The organism is Pseudomonas sp. Root71 (genome assembly GCF_001429045.1).
GTDB classification, from domain to species: Bacteria; Pseudomonadota; Gammaproteobacteria; order Pseudomonadales; family Pseudomonadaceae; genus Aquipseudomonas; species Aquipseudomonas monachiensis.
In genome coordinates this window covers 143,953-166,883 of the sequence record NZ_LMHY01000028.1, presented here as the reverse complement: position 1 = coordinate 166,883, position 22,931 = coordinate 143,953, and the positions used below count along the sequence as shown (strand labels likewise).

Here is a 22,931-nt window from a genome sequence, read left to right as displayed (position 1 = left end):
CATGAACATCATCAACGCATTATCCCGTCGTGGTTTTCTCAAGGGCAGTGCCGTGCTGGGCGGTGGACTGGTGGTCGCGTTTGCCATGCCCGGTGCGCACCGTTTCGCCATGGGCGCGGAGAACCAGGGCAACGTGTTTGCGCCCAACGCCTTCCTGCGCATTGGCAACGACAACAGTGTCACCGTGTTGCTCGGCCACTCGGAAATGGGCCAGGGCATCTGGACCGGCCTGACCATGCTGATCGCTGAAGAACTGGACGCCGACTGGACGAAAATCCGCGTCGAGCATTCCCCGGCCTCGGCCGCCGACTACGGCCTGCCAGGCTTTGGCGGGATGCAAATCACCGGCGGCTCGACGTCCACCTGGATGGAGTTCGACCGCTATCGCCAGGCCGGCGCGGCGGCGCGCTTGATGTTGATCGAAGCGGCGGCCAAGCGTTTCAACGTCGCGCCATCCGAGATTCATACCGAATCGGGGGTGGTTATTGCCGGTGAACACCGTGCCACCTATGGCGAATTGGCCGATGACGCCGGGCAGTTGCCACGGCCAGATCCGGCTTCGATCAAGCTCAAGGACGCGAAAGACTGGCGGCTGATCGGCAAGCCCACCAAGCGTCTGGACACACCGGAAAAAATCACTGGCCGTGCGAAATTCGGCATGGACGTGCAGTTTGACGGGCTGATGACTGCGATGGTCGCCCGCTCACCCACCTTCGGCGGCAGCGTCAAATCCTTTGAGGGCGCCGAAGCGCTGGCGATTCCGGGGGTGCACAAAGTGGTGCAAGTACCGACGGGTATTGCGGTGATTGCCGATCATTTCTGGGCGGCGAAGCTGGGGCGCGATGCGCTGAAAATCGAGTGGGATCCGGGACCGAACGCCGGGCTCAATAGCCAGGCGCTGCTGGAAAGCTTCCGCAAACTCGCCACCACCTCAGGCACCAACGCCGGTCAGGCGGGGGATACCCAGGCTGCGCTGGCGAAAGCGACCAGGAGGATCGACGTTGAATACAGTGTGCCGTATCTGGCCCACGCGCCGATGGAACCGCTGAACTGCACGGTGAGCATTACCCAGGACAAATGCGAAATCTGGACCGGCACCCAGTTCCAGACCCTGGACCAGATAGTCGCCGGGAAAATCACCGGTCTCAAACCGGAACAGGTGGTGATCCATACCGAGTTTCTCGGCGGCGGCTTCGGGCGCCGGGCCAATCCGACGTCGGACTTCGTCAGTGAAGCGGTGTATGTCGCCAAGGCCGCCGGTGCGCCGGTGAAAACCGTGTGGGCGCGGGAGGACGACATCCGGGGCGGCTATTACCGCTCGGCGTTCCTGCACCATGCGCTTATCGGGGTGGGCGCCGACGGTCTGCCACTGGCCTGGAAACATGTGATGGTCGGACAGTCGATCATGGCCGGGACCTCGCTTGAAGCGACCATGGTCAAGGACGGGATCGACAAGACCTCCGTCGAAGGCGTGGCCGACAGCCCTTACTTCGAAGGACTGGCCAATCACCAGATCGAACTGCACTCCCCGCAAACCGGCATCAGCGTGTTGTGGCTGCGTTCGGTGGGGCACACCCACACCGCGTTCGTCATGGAATCGCTGATCGATGAGCTGGCCACGGCGGCCGGCAAGGATCCGGTGGAATATCGGCGCACCTTGCTCAAGGACCATCCGCGCCACCTCGGTGTGCTGAACCTCGCGGTGGAGAAGGCCAACTGGACCGCGCCGCTGCCGGACGGCCATGCCCTGGGTGTGGCGGTGCATGAGTCGTTCGGCAGCTACGTGGCCCAGGTGGCCGAGGTGTCCCAGGACAACCTCGCCATCCGCGTGCACCGGGTGATCTGTGCGGTGGACTGCGGTATTGCAGTCAATCCGCAGAGCATCGCCGCGCAGATGGAGTCGTGCATTACCTTTGGCCTCAGCTTCGCCTTGCACAGCAAGCTGACGCTCAAGGACGGGCAGGTGGTGCAGTCCAACTATCACGACTATCAGGTGCTGCGGCTCAACGAAATGCCGGTGGTCGAAGTGCATATCGTGCCCAGCAGTGACAAACCCGGCGGTATCGGCGAGGCCGGTGTGCCACCCATGGCGCCGGCGGTGGCCAACGCGGTGTTTGCCTTGACCGGGCAGCGCCTGCGGGAGCTGCCCTTGCAGCTGTCGGGGGTGTGAAATGAAACGACATCACTGGTTGGTTGGGACGGTGATCCTGATCGTTCTCGTCGCCTACGCCTCCCACGTGTTCGCCGATGACCGCGAGGCCTTGCAGGCGTTCGATACTGTGCAGAAGGTCTTCCAGAGCCCCCGTTGCCAGAACTGCCACATTCCCGGGGAATCGCCGCTGCAATTCGATGCCGGCGTTCCCCATGCCATGAATGTCGTGCGGGGCATGGACGGCAAAGGCTCGGCCGGGTTGCCTTGTGCCACATGTCATGCCGAAAGCAATCCGCCGGCCAGTTACGGACCTCACGCGCCACCGGGTGCGCCGCACTGGAGTTTGCCTCCGGCCGCGCACCGCATGGCCTGGATCGGCCTGCCCGCCGACCGGCTGTGCGCGATGATCAAGGATCGCTCCAGCAACGGCGATCGGGATTTTGCCGCGCTGATCAAGCATGTCAGCGACGACAAGCTGGTGCTGTGGGGCTGGAACCCCGGCGGCAATCGCGCGCCGGTGCCGGTCCCTCACGATATTTTCGTCACCCGGTTCAAGCGCTGGGCCGATGCGGGAGGACCGTGTCCGGTGGCGGGTAGCTGACCAGCGGCACGCTTACAGGGAGTCAATGTGGGTATGGGCGACTCTAACGTACATACCCGCCAAGGGAGTGAACGATGTTGATCTCAGGCAAAACAGGCAAATCGGGCCGACCAGCCAACCCGCTGCTCACGCCACAGCAAGAGCGTGAACGCTTGCGCGAACTGGCTCGCCAGGCAGAACAAGAACTGGCAGGGGTGCAGATGGCGAGCATGGACGAGTTGACGCTGCTGTCCAATCGCCATGGTTTCATCGCTCTGGCCCAACTCGGGCTGGACGTCTGTCGACAGCTGGAGACCCCGGCGACGCTGCTGTACTTCAGCCTCGATGAATTCAAGCTCATCTGCTATCTGTATGGCCGGGACAAAGGTGACGACGCACTCAGGACGTTCGCCGATGTCCTGCGGATCGGCTTTCGTGAAAACGATGTGGTCGGCCGACTCGACGGCGACCGGTTCGTGGCGCTGCTGACCGGGTCCAGCGCCGTGGAGATTGCGGCGATCAAGGCACGGCTCGCTGAGATGCTCGATGAGCGCAACGCCACGGCGCATCGCAGCTATGACATTCGGTTCAGCGTTACCCAGGTCGAATATGACCCCATTGTTCATGACTCAATCGAGGAACTGCTTGAGGAGGCCGAGCGGGTGATGAGCCGTTAGGGCGGTGTTGTATTAGCGGGCCTCTTCGCGAGCAGGCTCGCTCCCACACAGGCCAGTATTGTTCACTCAATCCCTGTGGGAGCGGGCTTGCCCGCGAAGAGGCCCGAACAGGCACCACAACTTTCACTTGGCAAACAACTGCCCAATGTCCTTGAACGCCTTGAACTCCAGCGCATTCCCGCAAGGATCAAACAGAAACATCGTCGCCTGTTCGCCCACCAGCCCCTGAAAACGAATCCCCGGTTCGATCACGAAGCGCGTCCCCAGTGACTTCAACCGCTCGGCCAGCACCTCCCACTCGGCCATCCCGAGCACCACGCCAAAATGCGGCACCGGTACATCGTGACCATCCACGGCATTGGTGTGCGCGGCTTCTTGCGCGGGGTTTTTCGGTGCCAGGTGAATCACCAGTTGATGGCCGAAAAAATTGAAATCCACCCAATGCTCGCTTGAACGACCTTCTTCCAGGCCAAACACTGAACCGTAGAATTGTCGGGCGGCCGCCAAGTCGTAGACCGGGATGGCCAAGTGAAAAGGGGACAGTTGCATCAGGCTTACCTCGGTGTGGCTGGGAATGTGTCGAGTTTAGTCCTGTGATTCTTGATTGAAAGACGATAATTTTTGCATCGAGCTCAAATTATTTCGATCAATCGAGGTCGCCATGCTGCGAGAACTGAAAACCTTTATCGCCGTGGCGCGTTACGGAACCTTCGCCGCCGCCGGCATGCACATCGGCCTGACACAGTCGGCGGTGAGCGCGCAGATTCGCAATCTGGAACAGGCTCTTGGCATCCGTCTGTTCGACCGCACCGGCCGCCAGGCGCTGCTCAATGCGGCGGGGCAGCGAGCGTTGCCGATGGCCAGGGAAATGCTCGAGACCTTCAGCCGCATGGCCGTCAGTGACGATGTCAGCGAGTACCGTGGCGAACTGAAAGTCGGCGCAGTGGCCACCGCCCAGACCGGGCTCCTGCCCCAGGTGATCCGCTGCAACTGCTCGCCGAGCACCCTCATGTGCGCTACGACCGCAATTCATTCGGCGGGCGGCTGGTGACGCGGTTTCTGCGGGAGCGGCAGATCGAGGTAAAGGTGGCGCTGGAACTGGATGAACTGGAGGCCATCGTGAAAATGGTCGAGTGTGGCTTGGGGGTTTCCCTGTTGCCGGAGGCCGGGTTGTGGCTTGAGCATGGGGCGAAGGTCAGGGTGATCCGATTGGGCGAGCTGACCTTCTTTCGAGAGATTGTCTTGTTGCAGCGTTACAGCCAGCGTAATCAGCCGATTCAGCGGTTGTTTGCGAACTGCTTGCTCTGAAGGTTAAAAGATCGCAGCCTTCGGCAGCTCCTACACAGATCTCTGTAGGAGCTGCCGAAGGCTGCGATCTTTTGATTGTGGTGCCCATAAAAAACCCGCCAAAACAGGCGGGTTTTTTATGGGCTGACCGAAGATTACTCTTCGATGCTGCCCATGGCCGTGGTGTTGAAACCACCGTCCACGTACATGATTTCACCGCTGATGCCGGACGCCAGGTCCGAGCACAGGAAGGCGCCGGCGTTGCCGACTTCTTCGATGGTGACGTTGCGGCGCAGTGGGGTTTGCGCTTCGTTGGCGGCCAGCATCTTGCGGAAGTTCTTGATGCCGGAAGCGGCGAGGGTGCGGATCGGACCTGCCGATACGCAGTTGACGCGAGTACCGTCCGGGCCCAGGGAGCCGGCCAGGTAGCGTACGCCAGCTTCCAGGGAAGCCTTGGCCATGCCCATGACGTTGTAGTTCGGCATGGTGCGCTCGGCGCCCAGGTACGACAGGGTCAGCAGGCTGCCGTTGCGGCCTTTCATCATTTCGCGGCCGGCCTTGGCCAGGGCCACGAAGCTGTAGGCGCTGATGTCGTGAGCGATGCGGAAACCTTCGCGGGTGGTGGCTTCGGTGAAGTCGCCGTCCAGTTGGTCGCCCGGGGCGAAGCCGACGGAGTGCACGATGCAGTCCAGGCCGTCCCACTTCTTGCTCAGTGCTTCGAAGACCTTGGCGATTTCTTCATCGCTGGCCACGTCGCACGGGAAGCACAGCTCAGGGTTCGAACCCCAGCCTTGTGCGAACTCTTCGACACGACCCTTGAGTTTGTCGTTCTGATAAGTGAAGGCAAGCTCAGCGCCCTCGCGATGCATGGCGGCAGCGATGCCGGATGCGATGGACAGCTTGCTGGCGACACCGACGATCAGTACGCGCTTACCGGCGAGAAAACCCATGTGTTGCTCCTCTTTCAGGTTATTGCGCAGTGGCCGGAGCCAAAAAAGCGGCTTCCAGCAACTGCTGTGTATACGGATGTTGGGGGGCGGCAAAAATGCTTTGCGCGTCTCCCTGTTCGACCACTTGGCCATGCTTGACCACCATCAACTGGTGGCTCAGCGCTTTCACCACAGCCAGGTCATGGCTGATAAACAGATACGTCAGGTTGTACTTGCTTTGCAGTGAACGCAAAAGCTCCACTACCTGGCGTTGTACCGTGCGGTCGAGGGCCGAAGTCGGCTCGTCCAGCAAAATCAACGCCGGTTTTAACACCAATGCCCGGGCAATGGCGATTCTCTGCCGTTGCCCGCCGGAAAATTCGTGGGGGTAGCGGTGCCGGGTTTCCGGATCCAGACCTACCTCCTTGAGTGCCGCAATAATCGCTTGTTCCTGTTGCGCCTCGGTGCCCATCTTGTGGATCCGCAGGCCCTCGCCAACGATCTGGCTCACGCACATCCGCGGGCTCAGGCTGCCGAACGGGTCCTGAAACACCACTTGCATCTCCCGCCGCAGCGGCCGTACCTGTTGCTGCGTCAGGCAGTCTAGCGGCTGGCCTTCAAAGCGGATGGCGCCTTTGCTGGCGATCAACCGCAAAATCGCCAGGCCCAGGGTCGATTTGCCGGAACCGCTTTCTCCCACGATCCCCAGGGTCTGGCCCTGGGGCAGGCTGAAATTGATGCCGTCGACCGCCTTGACGTAATCCACCGTGCGCTTGAACAGGCCTTTCTTGATCGGAAACCAGACTTTCAGGTCTTCGACCGCCAGCAAGGGCGGGCCGATCACGTTGCTTGCAGGCTTGCCGTCGGGCTCCGCTGCCAGCAGTTCCCGAGTGTACGGATGCTGCGGCGCGCGGAACAGTTCTTCGCACGATGCCTGTTCGACGATGCAACCTTGCTGCATGACACATACGCGATGCGCAATTCTTCGCACAAGGTTCAAATCATGGCTGATCAGTAGCAGCGCCATGCCCAAACGGGCCTGCAATTGCTTGAGCAATTCGAGGATTTTCAGCTGGACGGTCACGTCCAGCGCGGTGGTCGGCTCGTCGGCAATCAGCAGTTCCGGCTCGTTGGCCAGGGCCATGGCGATCATCACCCGTTGGCGCTGGCCGCCGGACAATTCGTGGGGCAGGGCCTTGAGGCGCTTGTGCGGCTCGGGGATGCCGACCATCTCCAGCAGTTCCAGGGTGCGCTTGGTCGCGACCTTGCCGGTCAGGCCCTTGTGGATGCCCAGCACCTCGTTGATCTGCTTCTCGATCGAGTGCAGCGGGTTGAGCGAGGTCATCGGCTCCTGGAAGATCATCGCAATCCGGTTGCCGCGAATGTGGCGGATGGTTTTTTCTTTCAGGTCCAGCAGGTTCTGCCCGGAATATTCGATGGTGCCGGACGGATGCCGGGCGAGCGGGTAGGGCAGCAGGCGCAGGATCGAGTGTGCGGTGACCGACTTGCCGGAACCGCTCTCGCCGACCAGGGCCAGGGTTTCGCCGCGCTTGATGTCGAAGCTGACGCCTTCGACCGCCCGTTGGCAGCGATTGCCGACGACGAATTCGACGGACAGGTCGCGCACTTCGATCAGATTGTCCTGATTCATTTCACTTCCTCGGGTCGAAGGCATCGCGAGCGGACTCGCCGATGAACACCAGCAGACTCAACATCAAGGCCAGCACAGCAAAGGCGCTGATACCCAGCCACGGCGCCTGCAGGTTGGATTTGCCCTGGGCCACCAGTTCACCCAAAGACGGGCTGCCCGCCGGCAAACCGAAGCCAAGGAAGTCCAGGGCGGTCAGTGTACCGATGGCGCCGGTGAGGATGAACGGCATGAAGGTCATGGTCGAGACCATCGCGTTGGGCAAAATGTGGCGGAACATGATCGCGCCGTTTTGCATGCCCAGGGCGCGGGCGGCGCGCACGTATTCCAGGTTGCGCCCGCGCAGGAACTCGGCGCGCACCACGTCCACCAGGCTCATCCACGAGAACAGCAGCATGATCCCCAGCAACCACCAGAAGTTGGGCTGCACGAAACTGGCAAGGATGATCAGCAGGTACAGCACCGGTAGTCCGGACCAGATCTCCAGGAAGCGCTGTCCGGCCAGGTCCACCCAGCCCCCGTAGAAGCCCTGCAAGGCGCCGGCGATCACGCCGATGATCGAGCTGAACACGGTCAGGGTCAGGGCGAACAGCACCGAAATGCGGAAGCCGTAGATCACCCGGGCCAACACGTCGCGGCCCTGATCGTCGGTGCCCAGCAGATTGTCCGCCGAGGGCGGGGCCGGGGCCGGGACTTTCAGGTCGTAGTTGATGCTCTGGTAGCTGTAGGGGATCGGCGCCCACAGCACCCAGGCGTCCTTGGCCTTGAGCAGTTCGCGGATGTACGGGCTCTTGTAATTGGCCTCCAGCGGAAATTCGCCGCCGAAGGTGGTTTCCGGGTAGCGCTTGAGCGCCGGGAAGTACCAGTTGTTGTCGTAGTGCACCACCAGCGGCTTGTCGTTGGCGATCAACTCGGCGCCCAGGCTGGCGCCGAACAGGACCAGGAACAGCCACAGCGACCACCAGCCACGCTTGTTGGCCTTGAACAGTTCGAAGCGTCGGCGATTGAGAGGGGACAGGTTCATCTCAATGCTCCCGGCTTTCGAAGTCGATGCGCGGATCGACAAAGGTGTAGGTGAGGTCGCCGATCAGTTTTACCACCAGCCCGAGCAGGGTGAAGATGAACAGCGTGCCGAACACCACCGGGTAATCGCGGTTGATCGCTGCCTCGAAACTCATCAGGCCGAGGCCGTCGAGGGAGAAGATCACCTCCACCAGCAACGAGCCGGTGAAAAATATGCCGATGAAGGCCGAGGGAAATCCGGCGATCACCAGCAGCATGGCATTGCGGAACACGTGGCCGTACAGCACGCGGTGGTTGGTCAGGCCTTTGGCCCGGGCGGTAATCACGTACTGCTTGTTGATTTCGTCGAGGAAGCTGTTCTTGGTCAGCAGGGTCATGGTCGCGAAGTTGCCGATCACCAGCGCGGTCACCGGCAGCGCCAGGTGCCAGAAGTAATCGAGGATCTTGCCGCCCATGCTCAGTTCATCGAAGTTGTTCGAGGTCAGCCCGCGCAAGGGGAACCAGTCCAGATAACTGCCACCGGCGAATACCACGATCAAAAGGATGGCGAACAGGAACGCCGGGATCGCGTAGCCGACGATGATCGCCGAACTGGTCCAGACGTCGAAGTGGCTGCCGTGTCGCGTGGCCTTGGCGATCCCCAGCGGGATCGACACCAGGTACATGATCAGCGTGCTCCACAGCCCGAGAGAGATCGACACCGGCATCTTTTCCTTGATCAGGTCGATGACCTTGGCGTCGCGGAAGAAGCTGTCGCCGAAATCCAGGGACGCATAGTTCTTGACCATGATCCACAAGCGTTCCGGCGCCGATTTGTCGAAGCCGTACATGTGCTCGATTTCCTTGATCAGCGCCGGGTCCAGGCCTTGGGCGCCGCGATAGGCCGAGCCTGCCACCGAGACTTCGGCACCCCCGCCGGCGATGCGGCTGGTGGCGCCTTCGAAGCCTTCGAGCTTGGCGATCATCTGCTCCACCGGCCCGCCCGGGGCGGCCTGAATGATCACGAAGTTGATCAGCAAAATGCCGAACAGGGTCGGAATGATCAGCAACAGTCGCCGAAAAATGTACGCCAGCATCTGATTACTCCGTGCCCGCAGGATCGGCCTGCAGTGTGGTTTCGACTTCTATTGCCGGCTTGATATCGGGCTTGACCCACCAGGTGGCCGTGCCGATGTCGTACTTGGGCGAGACCTTGGGATGGCCGATGTGGTTCCAGTACGCCACGCGCCAGGTCTTGATGTGCCAGTTGGGTATTACGTAATAGCCCCATTGCAGCACCCGGTCCAGCGCACGGGCGTGGGCCACCAGGCTGTTGCGCGAATCGGCGTTGATCAGTTGCTCGACCAGTTGATCGACCACCGGATCTTTCAGGCCCATGGAGTTGCGGCTGCCGGGCTTGTCGGCGGCGTCCGACATCCAGAATTCCCGCTGTTCGTTACCCGGCGAGTTGGACTGCGGGAAGCTGCCGACGATCATGTCGAAGTCCCGGGAGCGCACACGGTTGATGTACTGCGAGACGTCGACCCGGCGAATCACCAGGTCGATGCCCAGGTCGCTCAGGTTGCGCTTGAACGGCAGCAGCACCCGTTCGAATTCGGTCTGGGCCAACAGGAACTCGATGACCACGGGCTTGCCGGTGGCGTCGACCATCTTGTCATCGACGATGCGCCAGCCGGCCTCCTGCAACAGTTGATAGGCTTGCCGTTGCTGGGCGCGGATCATGCCGCTGCCGTCGGTGGTCGGGTTCTGGAACGCTTCGTTGAACACTTGCGGCGCCAGCTTGGCGCGCAACGGTTCGAGGATCGCCAGTTGATCGGCGTCAGGCAGTCCGGTGGCGGCCATTTCCGAGTTCTCGAAGTAACTGCGGGTGCGCGCGTAGGCACCGTTGAACAGTTGCTTGTTGGTCCATTCGAAATCCAGCAACAGTGACAGGGCCTGGCGCACACGCACATCCTGGAACACCGGGCGGCGCATGTTGAACACGAAGCCTTGCATGCCGGTGGGATTGCCGTTGGGAATCTGTTCCTTGACCAGTCGTCCTTCAGTGACCGCCGCAACGTTGTAGGCATTGGCCCAGTTCTTCGCGGTCATTTCCAGCCAGTAGTCGAACTGTCCGGCCTTGAGTGCTTCCAGGGCCACGGTGTTGTCGCGGTAGTAATCGGTGGTCATCACGTCGAAGTTGTAGAAGCCCCGATTGACCGGCAGGTCCTTGCCCCAGTAGTCCTTGACCCGTTCGTAACGCACCGAGCGTCCGGCCTTCACTTCGCTGACCTTGTACGGGCCGCTGCCCAGCGGAATTTCCAGATTGCCCTTGTTGAAGTCGCGGTCGGCCCACCAGTGCTTGGGCAGCACCGGCAACTGGCCGAGGATCAGCGGCAGCTCGCGGTTGTTGGTGTGCTTGAACTTGAACAGTACGGTCAGCGGGTCTTCGGCGACCACTTCGGCCACGTCGTTGTAGTAGCCGCGGTACATCGGCGCGCCGTCCTTGGTCAGCATCTGGAAGCTGAACACCACGTCTTCGGCGCGAATCGGATGGCCGTCATGGAAGCGTGCCTCCGGGCGCAGGTAGAAGCGCACCCAGGCGTTGTCCGGAGCTTTCTCGATCAGGCGGGCGATCAAGCCGTACTCGGTAAACGGCTCGTCCAGGCCTTGTTTGGCCAGGGTGTCGTAGATGTTGCCGATATCGTCCGCGGGCACGCCTTTGCTGATGAAAGGGTTGAGACTGTCGAAGCCACCGAAACCGGCTTGACGGAAAATCCCGCCCTTGGGCGCGTCCGGATTCACGTAGTCGAAGTGTTTGAAATCGGCCGGGTATTTCGGCGGCTCGTTGTACAGGGTCACGGCATGTTGCGGGGCTGCGCAGGCCAGCCCGGCGAACAGCAGGCCGCTGGCCTGCAGGAGCAGGGCACGGATGGGTCTCATTGATCTTTCTCCGAAGATTTCAGCCACCACGCGTTCAGACCCAGGGTGTAGGGCGGCGTGGTGACGAAGGCGAGCCGATTGCGGTACGCCAGACGGTGATAATTGAGGTACCAGTTGGGAACGATGTAGTGCTGCCACAGCAGCACGCGGTCGAGGGCCTTGCCGGCGGCGACTTGCTCATCGCGGGTCCGGGCGGCCAGCAACTGCTCGAGCAAGTGGTCGACCACCGGGTTGGATATGCCGGCGAAGTTCTTGCTGCCCTTGACCCCGGCCTGGCTGGAGTGAAAGTACTGCCATTGTTCCAGGCCGGGGCTGAGCGTCTGGTTGAGGGTCATCAGAATCATGTCGAAATCGAACTGGTCGAGGCGCTGCTTGTATTGCGCACGGTCGACTGTGCGCAGCCGCGCATCGATACCGATACTGGCCAGGGTCTCGACGTAAGGCTGGAGGATGCGTTCCAGGTTCGGGTTGACCAGCAGCAGCTCCAGTCGCAACGGCTGTCCTGCGGCGTTTTGCAGATGCTGGCCATTGAGCTTCCAGCCGGCTTCGGCGAGCAAACCGAGGGCCTTGCGCAAGGTCTCCCGGGGGATGCTGCGGCCGTCGGTCTGCGGCAGGCTGAACGGTTCGGTAAAGAGCCTGGCCGGCAGTTGCTCGCGATAGGGCTTGAGTAACAGCCATTCATGCCCGACCGGCAAACCGCTGGCCGAGAACTCGCTATTGGGGTAGTAGCTCATGGCGCGTTGGTAGGCGCCGCCGAACAGCGTGCGGTTGGTCCACTCAAAGTTGAACATCAGCCCCAGGGCTTCGCGGACCTTGGCGTCCGAGAAAGCCGGACGGCGACTGTTCATGAACAAGCCTTGGGTCTGGGTCGGGATCTGATGGGGAATCTGTGCCTTGATCACCTCGCCGCGGCGTATGGCGGGGAAGTTGTAGCCGCTGCCCCAGTTCTTCGCCTGATGCTCGATATAGATATCGAATTCACCGGCCTTGAATGCCTCGAACGCGACGTCGCTGTCGCGGTAGAACTCGACCTCCATGCGGTCGAAGTTGTACTTGCCGCGATTGACCGGCAGGTCCTTGCCCCAGTAATCCTTCACCCGTTCAAAGGCGATCTGCCGCCCTGGCGTGACCGAGGTGATGCGATACGGCCCGCTGCCCAGCGGCGGCTCGAAGGTGGTGGCCTTGAAATCGCGGCCTTTCCAGTAATGCTGCGCCAGCACCGGCATTTCACCCAGGCGCAGGATCAGCAGCGGATTGCCGGCACGCTTGAACACGAAACGGATGCGCCGGGGGTTGAGGATGTCGACCCGCGACACTTCCTGAAGGCTGGTGCGGTACAGCGGATGGCCCTCCTTGAGCAGCACGCGATAGGAGAACGCGACGTCGTAGGCGGTGATCGGCGTGCCATCATGGAAGCGTGCTTCGGGACGCAGGTTGAACACCACCCAACTGCGGTTCTCGTTGTACTCCACCGACTGGGCGATCAGGCCATAGCTGGACGCGGGCTCGTCGCCCGACGGCGCGTATTGCCCGGTGCCGACCATCAGCGGCTCGTTGAGTTCGTTGATGCCGTATTGCAGGAAACTCGGTGTGGTGACCGGGCTGGTGCCCTTGAAGGTGTAGGGGTTGAGTGTATCGAAGGTGCCGAACGCCATGACCCGCAACGTACCGCCCTTGGGCGCTTGCGGGTTGACCCAGTCGAAGTGGGTAAATCGGGCCGGGTACTTGAGCGTGCCGAACTGCGCATAACCATGGCTTTCGCTGATCGTCGCGCTTGCGGTGGAGCTCAAGGCCAGGCTGATCAGGAAGAGGAGGGGACGCTTCAAATAGGGGATCCGATCCAGGCGGCTTGGGCTTTGTGGACCGTACAGTAACAGCTTGTATGGACAGGAAAAAGACAGGGGCTTAATGCGCAGTATTGGCCAAGCAACAATCCCCACAGGTTTTTGTGCTGCCCACAAAACTGTGAAGGTATGAAAAAGCCCCTGGATTGAGGGGCTGTTTTTTTAATGCGGATTGGCCACCGTCAACATCTGACCAGGCTTGAGCGCCTGGCCGACACGCGGGTTCCAGCGCTTGAGGTGCTGCATCTCAACGTTGAAGCGCTTGGCCACGATGTACAACGAGTCGCCTTGCTGGACCTTGTACTTGGTCTGCTGCTTCTTGGTATTGGCTGCAACCACGGTGTTGACGCGCCCGGAGTTGCGCTTGCTGGTGTCCTGCATGACCAGGGTCTGGCCGGGCTTGAGGTTCTTGCCGGTCAGTTTGTTCCAGCGTTGCAGGTCCTTCACGTCGACGTTGTTGGCCTTGGCGATGGAGCCCAGGTTGTCACCCCGCTTGACCCGGTAGGAACGCTTGACGCTGGCGACCTGGGGAGCGTCGGCGCCTTCGAAGACCGGCTTGAGCGATTTCTTGCTGATCAGTTCTTCAGGGCGCATGGTCTGCAGGCTGCTGGTCAGCAGTTGCGCCTTGGAGGTCGGGACCAGCAGGTGTTGCGGGCCGTCGATGGTGGTGCGTTGCTTGAAGGCCGGGTTGAGCTGGAACAGTTCGTCTTCGTCGATGTTGGCAACTTCAGCAACCTTGGATAGGTCCATGCGCTGGTTGATTTCGACGACCTTGAAATAAGGTTCGTTGGCGATCGGATTGAGGTTCACGCCATAGGCATCCGGCGCCATCACCACCTGCGACAGTGCCAGCAACTTGGGCACGTAGGCCTGGGTTTCGGCGGGCAGCGGCAGGTTCCAGTAGTCGGTTGGCAGGCCGAGGCGCTCGTTGCGCTCGATGGCCCGGCTGACGGTGCCTTCGCCGGCGTTGTAGGCCGCCAGGGCAAGCATCCAGTCGCCGTTGAACATGTCGTGCAGGCGGGTCAGGTAATCCAGCGCTGCGGTGGTCGACGCGGTGATATCGCGACGACCATCATAGAAACGGGTTTGACGCAGGTTGAAGTAACGCCCGGTGGATGGGATGAACTGCCAAAGACCCACCGCGTTGGCCCGGGAATAGGCCATCGGGTTGTAGGCACTTTCAATCACTGGCAGCAGGGCCAGTTCCAGCGGCATGTTGCGTTCTTCAAGGCGCTCGACGATGTAGTGAATGTAGAGGCTGCCACGCTCGCCAGCGTTTTCGAGGAAAGATGGATTGCTGGCGAACCACAGGCGCTGTTGCTCGATGCGCGGGTTGACGCCCAGTCCGTCCTGCAGCTGGAAGCCCTGGCGCATGCGCTCCCAGACGTCCTGGGGAATTTGCGGGCTGGGTTTTTCGCTGAGCCAGATCGGCTTCTGCTTGGCGCGCGCGGCGATGTTCTGCGCGTGCGCCGCATCGGTCTGCGGCGCATGGCTGGAACAGCCCGCCAGGGTGGCGGACACAGCCACCGCTATGGCTTGAGCCAAGCGGGTCAATGCGTCTGAACTGATGGCTTTGCGAATAGGTGACGACATTGGCTGGAAGTAAGTTCCGGGCAAAAATGTCGGGCGATTCTAGAAAGCGCACCCTGTGCGGTCAACCTTTCAGAATTGTTGCAATCTCGAGAAGCCCCTTTAGAACCTGTCTTTCCACGCTCGAAGCGCAGCAAAAACCATATCGGGCGCCGAGTTATCGGTGCTGGTCCGTTCGTCCGCTTTTTCTTTAACGGATGTTTCGCCAGAGCGCAAAAACGGGTTTGTGAGCTTTTCCAGTGCCAGTGTCGAGGGCAGCGTCATGATCCCTGATTCCCGTTGGCGGGTGACTTTGGCCAGGCGCTCGGCGGTGTCCGGGTTGTTCGGTTCGACGGCCGCTGCAAACTTCAGGTTGCCGAGGGTGTATTCGTGGGTGCAGTAGACCAGCGTGTCGTCAGGCAAGCCGGCAAGGCGTGTCAGCGAGCTGTACATTTGCTGTGGCGTGCCTTCGAACAAGCGTCCGCAGCCGGCGGCAAACAGTGTGTCGCCGCAGAACAGCAAGCCGTGATGGTAATAGGCGATGTGCCCCAGGGTGTGACCAGGGACCGCGAGGACGTCGAAGTCCCAGCCGAGCACGCTGACCTTGTCGTTGTCCTTGAGTGCAACGTCCCGCGCCGGGATCGTTTCGCTGGCCGGACCATAGACTTTCGCGTCCGTCGCTTTTTTCAGCTGTTCGACGCCGCCGACGTGGTCATGATGGTGATGAGTGATCAAAATATCACTCAGTACCCAGCCCGGATTGGCCGCGAGCCAGGCTTGCACGGGGGCGGCATCACCCGGGTCGACGACCGCGCAGCGCTTGCTGCCGTGGTCTTGTAACAACCAGATGTAGTTGTCGGTGAAGGCGGGCAGGGCAGTGATCTGTATCATCGTCGGATTCGCCAAGCGGAAAACATTGGCGCATCTTAGAACTTCCTGGCGCGTTGGAGAATGCAATGACTGATAAAGCGTTCGCACAAGCCGATCCTGACTGGCTGGCGTTGATCAGCGCGGCCCGCGAGTGGCTGGCCGGTCCCCTCGGGCAATTTCTGCTGGACGAAGAGCGGCGCATGCTCGAAGACGAGCTCGGGCGGTTCTTTGGTGGCTATCTGGTGCATTACGGTCCCTCGGCCCAGACCCCGCCGTCGGCCCCGCAGGTGCAGCGCAATGTGCGCCTTGGCGCGCCGTTGCCGGGGGTCGAGATCGTTTGTGAGGAACAGGCCTGGCCATTGAGCGAGCATGCCGCCGATGTGGTGGTGCTGCAACATGGCCTGGATTTCTGCCTGTCGCCCCACGGCCTGCTGCGCGAGGCGGCCAGCAGCGTACGCCCTGGCGGGCATTTGCTGATCATTGGCATCAATCCCTGGAGCAGTTGGGGACTGCGGCATGTGTTTGCCCAGGATGCGCTGCGCAAGGCGCGCTGCATTTCGCCGTCACGGGTCGCGGACTGGCTTAACCTGCTGGGCTTCGCACTGGAGAAACGCCGCTTCGGGTGCTATCGTCCGCCGCTTGCGTCGCCGGCGTGGCAGACCCGTCTGGCCGGTTGGGAGCGCAAGGCCGGTGACTGGCAACTGTCGGGCGGCGGCTTCTATTTATTGGTGGCGCGCAAGATCGTGGTGGGCCTGCGACCTGTCCGCCAGGAGCGGCGCGAACCGATGGGCAAGCTGATCCCGTTGCCGATGGCCAAGGTCAACCGGCGCAACATCGAACCGTAATACACACTTTTCATTTGCAGCCGGGCCTGTCCCGGCTTCGGGCGTCGTCGATCAGCGATCGGCGGGCCAGCGCATTTTCCTGGATAGATTGGCATGAGCGATAGCGTAGAACTGTTCACCGACGGCGCCTGCAAAGGCAACCCGGGCCCTGGCGGCTGGGGCGCACTGCTGGTATGCAAGGGCGTCGAAAAGGAACTCTGGGGCGGCGAAGCCAACACCACCAACAACCGCATGGAACTGATGGGCGCGATTCGTGGCCTGGAAGAGCTCAAGCGTCCCTGCGAGGTGCTGCTGGTGACCGACTCCCAGTACGTGATGAAAGGCATCAACGAGTGGATGGACAACTGGAAGAAGCGCGGCTGGAAAACCGCGGCGAAGGAACCGGTGAAAAACGCTGACCTGTGGAAGCTGCTCGACGAGCAGGTCAACCGCCACAAGGTCACCTGGAAATGGGTGCGCGGACACATTGGCCATCACGGCAACGAACGGGCCGACCAGTTGGCCAACCGTGGCGTGGATGAAGTGCGTGGGTACAAGCAGGGCTGATCAACCTCATGTAGGAGCTGCCGAAAGCTCGGGCCGCGATCGGACGATCTTTTGATCTTGATCTTTTTTAGGCCGCAGAAAATCAAAAGCCAGCTCAAAAGATCGCAGCCTGCGGCAGCTCCTACAGGGACCGTGTTAATATCGCGGCTTTTGCCCGAATACCGATTGAGAGCTGAGCACTGATGGCCACCAGATCCGTTGTACTCGACACCGAAACCACCGGCATGCCGGTGACCGACGGCCACCGGATTATCGAAATCGGTTGTGTCGAGTTGATCGGCCGACGCCTGACGGGCCGGCACTTTCACGTGTACCTGCAACCGGATCGCGAAAGTGACGAAGGCGCCATCGGCGTCCACGGCATCACCAACGAATTCCTCGTGGGCAAGCCGCGTTTTGCCGAGGTGGCCGAAGAGTTCTTCGAGTTCATCAAGGGCGCGCAGCTGATCATCCATAACGCGGCGTTCGACGTTGGCTTCATCAACAACGAATTCGCTCTGATGGGCCAGCAGGACCGCGCGGACATCACGCAGCACTGCTCGATCCTCGACACCCTGATGATGGCCCGGGAACGTCACCCGGGGCAGCGCAACAGCCTCGATGCCCTGTGCAAGCGCTATGGCGTCGACAACTCCGGCCGTGAACTGCACGGCGCCTTGCTCGACTCCGAGATTCTCGCCGACGTCTACCTGACCATGACCGGGGGGCAGACCAGTCTGTCCCTGGCCGGCAACGCCTCCGATGGCAATGGCTCCGGTGAAGGGGCGGACAACTCGGCTACCGAGATTCGCCGTTTGCCGGCGAACCGCCAGCCGACGCGCATCATCCGCGCCAGCGAAGACGACCTGGCCCGCCACGCGGCCCGCCTGGAAGTCATCGGCAAATCCGCGGGTGCCCCGGCGTTGTGGGTGCAACTGGCCGAGGCTGAAGCGCAGGCGTAATCCCACATTTTCAAACGCACACTCTTTGTGGCGAGGGAGCTTGCTCCCGCTCGGCGGCGAAGCCGACGTGAAACCTGCATGCAAAGTATGTCAGAAAGTACGCCGGGGGCCGCTTCGCGACCCAGCGGGAGCAAGCTCCCTCGCCACAGGGAAGCTCTCCGTTGCCACAGAATGGTGCGTGCGGTGACCGAACATGGGCATCACACTCGCCACATTCTCTGCAACACTCTACCCTGAGGTGATTGGCAGGCTCTGGTCTGCCGCCTCGGGACACTGAGCCTCATGTACAAAGACTTGAAATTCCCGGTGCTGATTGTCCATCGCGACATCAAGGCCGACAGCGTCGCCGGCGACCGCGTGCGGGGGATTGCCCGGGAGCTGGAGCAGGAAGGGTTCAGCGTCGTTTCGGCGGTGGACTACACCGAAGGACGTTTGGTGGCATCGACTTACCATGGCCTGTCCTGCATGTTGATTGCCTCCGAGGACGCCAGTACCCACTCCCATTTGTTACAAAACATGGCCGAACTGATCGGTCTGGCGCGGGTGCGTGCGCCGGATCTGCCGATCTTCGCCCTGGGCGAAAAGGTGACCCTGGAAAACGCGCCCGCCGATGCAATGGCCGAGCTCAATCAGTTGCGCGGCATTCTTTATCTGTTTGAGGACACCGTGCCCTTTCTCGCCCGGCAGGTGGCCCGCGCCGCGCGCAAATACCTCGATGGCTTGCTGCCGCCGTTTTTCAAGGCGCTGGTGCAACACACGGCCGATTCCAATTACTCCTGGCACACCCCTGGTCACGGCGGTGGCGTGGCGTATCACAAAAGTCCGGTCGGGCAGGCGTTTCACCAGTTTTTCGGGGAAAACACCCTGCGCTCGGATCTTTCGGTGTCGGTGCCGGAGCTCGGCTCCTTGCTCGATCACACGGGTCCCCTGGCTGAAGCCGAGGCCCGCGCGGCACGCAATTTTGGCGCCGATCACACCTTTTTCGTGATCAATGGCACCTCCACGGCCAACAAGATTGTCTGGCACTCGGTGGTCGCCCGCGATGACCTGGTGCTGGTGGATCGCAATTGCCACAAGTCGGTGCTGCACTCGATCATCATGACCGGCGCGATCCCGCTGTACCTGTGTCCGGAGCGTAATGAACTGGGGATCATCGGCCCGATTCCCCTGAGTGAGTTCAGTCGCGAATCGATCCAGGCCAAGATCGACGCCAGCCCGCTGACCAAGGGCCGTTCACCGAAGGTCAAGCTCGCGGTGGTGACCAATTCGACCTATGACGGCCTCTGCTACAACGCCGAGCTGATCAGGCAGCAACTGGGCAATAGCGTTGAGGTGTTGCACTTCGACGAGGCCTGGTACGCCTATGCGGCGTTTCATGAGTTCTTTGCCGGGCGCTACGGTATGGGCACCTCCCGTGATGAGGACAGCCCACTGGTGTTCACCACCCATTCGACCCACAAGTTGCTGGCGGCCTTCAGTCAGGCATCGATGATTCACGTGCGCGATGGCGGTGCGCGGCAACTGGACCGGGATCGCTTCAACGAAGCGTTCATGATGCACATCTCGACCTCGCCGCAGTACGGCATCATCGCCTCGCTGGATGTGGCGTCGGCGATGATGGAAGGGCCGGCCGGGCGTTCGCTGTTGCAGGAAATGTTCGACGAAGCCCTGAGTTTTCGCCGGGCGCTGGCCAATTTGCGCCAGCACATTGCCGCGGATGACTGGTGGTTCTCGATCTGGCAACCGCCGACGGCGCAAGGCATCGAGCGGGTCGTCACCGAGGACTGGTTGCTGCAACCCGATGCCGACTGGCACGGCTTTGGCGGCGTGACCGACGATTATGTGCTGCTCGACCCGATCAAGGTCACGCTGGTGATGCCGGGGTTGACCGCCGGTGGCGCCCTCAGCGAGCGCGGGATTCCGGCGGCGGTGGTCAGCAAGTTCCTTTGGGAGCGCGGCCTGGTGGTCGAGAAGACCGGGCTGTATTCGTTCCTGGTGTTGTTCTCCATGGGCATCACCAAGGGCAAGTGGAGTACGCTGCTCACCGAGCTGCTGGAGTTCAAGCGCAGCTACGACGCCAACGTCAGTCTGGCCAACTGCCTGCCTTGCGTGGCGCAAGAGAATGTCGCTCGCTATCAGGGCATGGGGCTGCGTGATCTGTGTGATCAGTTGCATGCCTGTTATCGCAGCAATGCCACCGCCAGGCACCTCAAGCGCATGTACACCGTACTGCCGGAAGTCGCGATGAAGCCGGCGGACGCCTATGATCAATTGGTGCGAGGTGAAGTCGAAGCCGTGTCGATCGATGCGCTGGACGGGCGGATCGCCGCGGTGATGCTGGTGCCGTACCCGCCCGGCATTCCGCTGATCATGCCGGGCGAGCGTTTTACCGAGTCGACCCGCTCGATCATCGATTACCTGGCGTTTGCCCGCACGTTTGATAGCAGTTTTCCGGGGTTCGTCGCTGATGTGCACGGATTGCAACATGAAGATCAGGGCAGTGGACGGTGCTACACCGTCGATTGCATCAAGGAATGAGGACCTTTCCCAGCATGCAACCGGTAATAAATCCGAATTATCCAGGGTTGTCGGTACGGGTTGCCGACGAAGGTTTTGCCGCCTATATCTGGGGCAGTGATTTCAGTTTTGAAGTCGCGGCCTACGGTGCGGCACAAATAGGAGCGCCGGTGGCCCAGTGGCAGGTCACCCCGATCACGCCTTATCGCAAGTGCTACGGCATCGATCCCGAGGAATTCAGCAGCTATCGCGATGCCGCCGATAGCGCGATTTTCATGGCGTATCTGGATGACCAGCCCGTGGGGCACCTGGTGGTCAGTACCAACTGGAACGGCTTTGCCCATATCGACGAACTGGCGGTGCACGCACCGGCCCGGCGACATGGTGTGGCCAAGGCCCTGCTGGATGTGGCGCAATTCTGGAGCCGCAAGAAGAAACTCCCGGGCATCATGCTCGAAACCCAGAACAACAACCTGGGGGCCTGCAGGCTCTATGAGCGCTGCGGTTACGTGATCGGCGGGATCGACCACCTGCGCTATCGCGGCATCGATCCGAACACCGCCGAAGTGGCGCTGTTCTGGTATCGATTGTTCGAAAATCCGCTGGAAAACCCGTTCAGTTCGTCAGCATCGCCGCGGCTTGTTCCGTGACGATGGCCAACAGTGCCTGAACCGCCGGAGAGGGTTCGGCGTTTTTCAGGGTCAGGGCGTAGAGACTGACCGGGATCGCTGGTGCCAGCGGGCAGGCGTCCAGGCCCGAGGCTTTGGCGCCGAGGGCGGTGAAGGGGTCGACGATGGCCAGCCCTTCGCCGGCCTCGACCATACTGCGCATCATCTGATGCGTCTGGACCCGGGTCTGGATCACCGGGGCAGGCCGCAAGCCATGCAGTTTGTTTTCCAGCGCCGGGCTCAACGGGTCGTGCCCCTCCAGGCCAATCATCGATTGACCGGCCAGATCCTGCAGTGAAATGTATTTCTGTTTCGGTTGCAGCCAGCCATGGGGGGCGAGCAGCTGGAGTTTGCCTTGGGCAATCACCTGGCAATCGAGGTCGGCGTGATCGGGGTCATGCAGGCTCAGGCCCAGATCGCTTTCACGCAGCAGCAGGCTTCTGACGATGTCGCGGGTGGGCTGGCTCAGCAGAGTGCAAGGCGCGTCGGGCAGGCGTCGGCGCAGGGCTGCGATACTGTGTGGCAGCAATTGGTTGGCCAGGGGCGGGGTGCAGATGATGCGCAGCGGCGGCGCCAGGTATTGCCTGAGGCTGTTGGCCAGGCGCTGCACCGGTTCGAGCGCGTCGTAGACCCGGACAATTTCCACCTGCAGTTCCCGTGCTTCGCGGGTGGCCTGCAATCGCCCGCGCACGCTGGCGAACAGCATGAAACCCAACTGATCCTCGGCGTCGCGCAGCAAGCGCTCGACTTCGGCCACTGGCAACTGCAGCCATTCGGCGGCGGTGCCCAGGTGACCGGTCTGCAAGAGCGCCTGGATCACTTCGATATGGCGTAAGCGCATGCGTGAAGTCCATGTTCAGCAGGTGGAGGAGTCAGTGGCTGAATCCTACCCCAAGTCCGCGCATATGACTTCTGCTCATAACGACGGGTTATGAAACGCTGACGGTTTGCGGTTCGCGGGTAATGGTCACGCCGGTTTGCACCAGCATGAATTCATTGTCGTCGACCTTGTTGACACGGTCGCCAATGGCCAGCTTGTAGGTGGTGACAGGGCCTGAACCGTCTACCGCCGGGGTGGAGTCCTGGAACTCGTGCACCGAATAAATACGGCCTTGCGCGTCTCTTGCATGGAACTGACCGACGAGTACTGCTGCCATCTGCTTAGAACCTCTGGAGATAAATCACTCAATTTGCGGCACTGTAGACCGTGCTTGGGCGAGGTAAGTTTTCCTACGGGAAAAAAATAGTCAGGGACGGTGTTTTCGCTCGCCCGCTGCTTGAATCGTCATCTATAACTACAAGCTCTTCCTATCGGACAGTCGAGAAACTCTTATGAGCAACGTCTATACGATCGCCGTCGTGGTCGGCAGCTTGAGAAAGGAATCGATCAACCGCAAGGTCGCACGGGCCCTGATAGAGCTGGCGCCGGCCAATCTCAAGCTCAACATCGTCGAAATTGGCGATCTGCCGCTCTATAACGAAGACATCGATGGCGCTTCACCGCCGGCAGCCTACAGCACTTTCCGACAACAGGTGAGCTCATCCGACGCGGTGTTGTTCGTGACCCCGGAATACAACCGTTCGGTACCGGCGCCGTTGAAAAATGCGATTGACGTCGGTTCTCGCCCTTATGGCAAGAGTTCGTGGAGTGGCAAGCCCGGCGCTGTTATCAGTGTTTCGCCGGGGGCCGTCGGCGGGTTTGGTGCCAATCACAACCTGCGTCAATCCATGGTGTTTCTGAATGTGCCGATGATGCAGCAGCCGGAAGCCTATCTGGGTGGCGCCGGTTCGGCGTTCGATGAGGCGGGCAAGTTGTCCGAATCAGTCAAGCCGTTCTTGCAAAGTTTCATCAATGCCTATGGGCAATGGGTCGAGCAGCACAAGAAAGTCTGATGGTCATTGGCCGGTGCTTT

Annotated in this window: 20 protein-coding genes and 1 pseudogene; 10 read left to right on the top strand and 11 right to left on the bottom strand. The window is 61.1% G+C overall.

The window, feature by feature from the left end; genetic code table 11:
* Position 1 precedes the first annotated feature (1 nt).
* The 3 genes from ASD95_RS23105 (at position 2) to ASD95_RS23095 (ending at position 3,409) form a co-directional block, all read left to right on the top strand.
* The gene (locus ASD95_RS23105; RefSeq protein WP_056727665.1) at positions 2-2,170 is read left to right on the top strand and encodes a xanthine dehydrogenase family protein molybdopterin-binding subunit; all 2,169 of its coding nucleotides are present in this window, start codon (positions 2-4) and stop codon (positions 2,168-2,170) included.
* Position 2,171: 1 nt separating this feature from the next.
* On the top strand, positions 2,172-2,753 hold the full coding sequence (locus ASD95_RS23100; RefSeq protein WP_056727663.1) for a hypothetical protein: 582 nt from the start codon (positions 2,172-2,174) through the stop codon (positions 2,751-2,753).
* A gap of 74 nt (positions 2,754-2,827) precedes the next feature.
* On the top strand, positions 2,828-3,409 hold the full coding sequence (locus ASD95_RS23095) for a GGDEF domain-containing protein (protein WP_056727661.1): 582 nt from the start codon (positions 2,828-2,830) through the stop codon (positions 3,407-3,409).
* A gap of 123 nt (positions 3,410-3,532) precedes the next feature.
* On the opposite strand, the gene ASD95_RS23090 is transcribed toward ASD95_RS23095, so the two are convergent.
* Complete coding sequence (locus ASD95_RS23090; RefSeq protein ID WP_056727659.1) at positions 3,533-3,958, bottom strand: VOC family protein; 426 nt, start codon at positions 3,956-3,958, stop codon at positions 3,533-3,535.
* Between the two features lie 112 nt (positions 3,959-4,070).
* On the opposite strand from ASD95_RS23090, the pseudogene ASD95_RS23085 reads away from it, so the two are divergent.
* Positions 4,071-4,717, top strand: a pseudogene (locus ASD95_RS23085) (LysR family transcriptional regulator).
* Positions 4,718-4,851: 134 nt separating this feature from the next.
* On the opposite strand, the gene fabI reads toward ASD95_RS23085, so the two are convergent.
* From fabI to gloB, 8 genes are all read right to left on the bottom strand, one after another.
* The gene (fabI, locus tag ASD95_RS23080) at positions 4,852-5,646 is read right to left on the bottom strand and encodes an enoyl-ACP reductase FabI (RefSeq protein ID WP_056727657.1); all 795 of its coding nucleotides are present in this window, start codon (positions 5,644-5,646) and stop codon (positions 4,852-4,854) included.
* 19 nt (positions 5,647-5,665) lie between these two features.
* Positions 5,666-7,276, bottom strand: a complete 1,611-nt coding sequence (locus ASD95_RS23075; protein WP_056727655.1) for an ABC transporter ATP-binding protein — start codon at positions 7,274-7,276, stop codon at positions 5,666-5,668.
* A 1-nt stretch (position 7,277) separates the two neighbouring features.
* Positions 7,278-8,297, bottom strand: a complete 1,020-nt coding sequence (locus ASD95_RS23070; RefSeq protein WP_056727653.1) for an ABC transporter permease — start codon at positions 8,295-8,297, stop codon at positions 7,278-7,280.
* 1 nt (position 8,298) lies between these two features.
* The gene (locus tag ASD95_RS23065) at positions 8,299-9,372 is read right to left on the bottom strand and encodes a microcin C ABC transporter permease YejB (protein WP_007979116.1); all 1,074 of its coding nucleotides are present in this window, start codon (positions 9,370-9,372) and stop codon (positions 8,299-8,301) included.
* Between the two features lie 4 nt (positions 9,373-9,376).
* Positions 9,377-11,218, bottom strand: coding sequence for an extracellular solute-binding protein (locus ASD95_RS23060; RefSeq protein WP_056727651.1), 1,842 nt, complete (start codon positions 11,216-11,218; stop codon positions 9,377-9,379).
* Positions 11,215-13,044, bottom strand: coding sequence for an extracellular solute-binding protein (locus ASD95_RS23055; protein ID WP_056727649.1), 1,830 nt, complete (start codon positions 13,042-13,044; stop codon positions 11,215-11,217). The genes ASD95_RS23060 and ASD95_RS23055 overlap by 4 nt, the downstream gene beginning before the upstream one ends.
* Before the next feature lie 180 nt (positions 13,045-13,224).
* Entirely contained in the window at positions 13,225-14,655 is a 1,431-nt protein-coding gene (locus ASD95_RS23050) for a transglycosylase SLT domain-containing protein (RefSeq protein ID WP_056727647.1), read from the bottom strand.
* A gap of 99 nt (positions 14,656-14,754) precedes the next feature.
* Positions 14,755-15,522 (bottom strand): hydroxyacylglutathione hydrolase, encoded by a 768-nt coding sequence (gene gloB / locus ASD95_RS23045; RefSeq protein ID WP_056727645.1) that lies wholly within the window; start codon positions 15,520-15,522, stop codon positions 14,755-14,757.
* 65 nt (positions 15,523-15,587) lie between these two features.
* Here gloB and ASD95_RS23040 point away from each other — a divergent pair, with 65 nt between their 5' ends.
* From ASD95_RS23040 to ASD95_RS23020, 5 genes are all read left to right on the top strand, one after another.
* Positions 15,588-16,346: a class I SAM-dependent methyltransferase gene (locus tag ASD95_RS23040; protein ID WP_007988453.1), complete on the top strand. Its 759-nt coding sequence runs from the start codon at positions 15,588-15,590 to the stop codon at positions 16,344-16,346.
* 93 nt (positions 16,347-16,439) lie between these two features.
* Complete coding sequence (gene rnhA, locus ASD95_RS23035) at positions 16,440-16,892, top strand: ribonuclease HI (RefSeq protein WP_007979123.1); 453 nt, start codon at positions 16,440-16,442, stop codon at positions 16,890-16,892.
* Between the two features lie 182 nt (positions 16,893-17,074).
* A complete protein-coding gene (gene dnaQ, locus ASD95_RS23030; RefSeq protein WP_056727644.1) occupies positions 17,075-17,833 on the top strand; it encodes a DNA polymerase III subunit epsilon in 759 nt (252 codons plus the stop codon).
* A 282-nt stretch (positions 17,834-18,115) separates the two neighbouring features.
* A complete protein-coding gene (locus ASD95_RS23025) occupies positions 18,116-20,371 on the top strand; it encodes an Orn/Lys/Arg decarboxylase N-terminal domain-containing protein (RefSeq protein ID WP_056727642.1) in 2,256 nt (751 codons plus the stop codon).
* A 14-nt stretch (positions 20,372-20,385) separates the two neighbouring features.
* Positions 20,386-21,000 carry a GNAT family N-acetyltransferase gene (locus ASD95_RS23020; RefSeq protein WP_056727640.1) on the top strand — a complete coding sequence of 205 codons (615 nt, stop codon included), beginning with the start codon at positions 20,386-20,388 and terminating at the stop codon, positions 20,998-21,000.
* Here ASD95_RS23020 and ASD95_RS23015 read toward each other — a convergent pair.
* Together ASD95_RS23015 and ASD95_RS23010 are read right to left on the bottom strand one after the other, a co-directional pair.
* Complete coding sequence (locus ASD95_RS23015; RefSeq protein WP_056727637.1) at positions 20,966-21,859, bottom strand: LysR substrate-binding domain-containing protein; 894 nt, start codon at positions 21,857-21,859, stop codon at positions 20,966-20,968. The two genes, ASD95_RS23020 and ASD95_RS23015, sit on opposite strands and share 35 nt — an antisense overlap.
* 88 nt (positions 21,860-21,947) lie before the next feature.
* Positions 21,948-22,175: a hypothetical protein gene (locus tag ASD95_RS23010; RefSeq protein WP_056727634.1), complete on the bottom strand. Its 228-nt coding sequence runs from the start codon at positions 22,173-22,175 to the stop codon at positions 21,948-21,950.
* Between the two features lie 175 nt (positions 22,176-22,350).
* On the opposite strand from ASD95_RS23010, the gene ASD95_RS23005 reads away from it, so the two are divergent.
* Positions 22,351-22,911 carry an NADPH-dependent FMN reductase gene (locus ASD95_RS23005; RefSeq protein ID WP_056727632.1) on the top strand — a complete coding sequence of 187 codons (561 nt, stop codon included), beginning with the start codon at positions 22,351-22,353 and terminating at the stop codon, positions 22,909-22,911.
* Positions 22,912-22,931 lie beyond the last annotated feature (20 nt).

Excerpts from the sequence above, each read along its gene's own strand:
- ASD95_RS23105 (WP_056727665.1), top strand. The coding sequence starts at position 2 with ATGAACATCATCAACGCATTATCCCGTCGTGGTTTTCTCAAGGGCAGT.
- ASD95_RS23100 (WP_056727663.1), top strand. The coding sequence starts at position 2,172 with ATGAAACGACATCACTGGTTGGTTGGGACGGTGATCCTGATCGTTCTC.
- ASD95_RS23095 (WP_056727661.1), top strand. The coding sequence starts at position 2,828 with ATGTTGATCTCAGGCAAAACAGGCAAATCGGGCCGACCAGCCAACCCG.
- ASD95_RS23090 (WP_056727659.1), bottom strand. The coding sequence starts at position 3,958 with ATGCAACTGTCCCCTTTTCACTTGGCCATCCCGGTCTACGACTTGGCG.
- fabI (WP_056727657.1), bottom strand. The coding sequence starts at position 5,646 with ATGGGTTTTCTCGCCGGTAAGCGCGTACTGATCGTCGGTGTCGCCAGC.
- ASD95_RS23075 (WP_056727655.1), bottom strand. The coding sequence starts at position 7,276 with ATGAATCAGGACAATCTGATCGAAGTGCGCGACCTGTCCGTCGAATTC.
- ASD95_RS23070 (WP_056727653.1), bottom strand. The coding sequence starts at position 8,297 with ATGAACCTGTCCCCTCTCAATCGCCGACGCTTCGAACTGTTCAAGGCC.
- ASD95_RS23065 (WP_007979116.1), bottom strand. The coding sequence starts at position 9,372 with ATGCTGGCGTACATTTTTCGGCGACTGTTGCTGATCATTCCGACCCTG.
- ASD95_RS23060 (WP_056727651.1), bottom strand. The coding sequence starts at position 11,218 with ATGAGACCCATCCGTGCCCTGCTCCTGCAGGCCAGCGGCCTGCTGTTC.
- ASD95_RS23050 (WP_056727647.1), bottom strand. The coding sequence starts at position 14,655 with ATGTCGTCACCTATTCGCAAAGCCATCAGTTCAGACGCATTGACCCGC.
- gloB (WP_056727645.1), bottom strand. The coding sequence starts at position 15,522 with ATGATACAGATCACTGCCCTGCCCGCCTTCACCGACAACTACATCTGG.
- ASD95_RS23040 (WP_007988453.1), top strand. The coding sequence starts at position 15,588 with ATGACTGATAAAGCGTTCGCACAAGCCGATCCTGACTGGCTGGCGTTG.
- rnhA (WP_007979123.1), top strand. The coding sequence starts at position 16,440 with ATGAGCGATAGCGTAGAACTGTTCACCGACGGCGCCTGCAAAGGCAAC.
- dnaQ (WP_056727644.1), top strand. The coding sequence starts at position 17,075 with ATGGCCACCAGATCCGTTGTACTCGACACCGAAACCACCGGCATGCCG.
- ASD95_RS23025 (WP_056727642.1), top strand. The coding sequence starts at position 18,116 with ATGTACAAAGACTTGAAATTCCCGGTGCTGATTGTCCATCGCGACATC.
- ASD95_RS23020 (WP_056727640.1), top strand. The coding sequence starts at position 20,386 with ATGCAACCGGTAATAAATCCGAATTATCCAGGGTTGTCGGTACGGGTT.
- ASD95_RS23015 (WP_056727637.1), bottom strand. The coding sequence starts at position 21,859 with ATGCGCTTACGCCATATCGAAGTGATCCAGGCGCTCTTGCAGACCGGT.
- ASD95_RS23010 (WP_056727634.1), bottom strand. The coding sequence starts at position 22,175 with ATGGCAGCAGTACTCGTCGGTCAGTTCCATGCAAGAGACGCGCAAGGC.
- ASD95_RS23005 (WP_056727632.1), top strand. The coding sequence starts at position 22,351 with ATGAGCAACGTCTATACGATCGCCGTCGTGGTCGGCAGCTTGAGAAAG.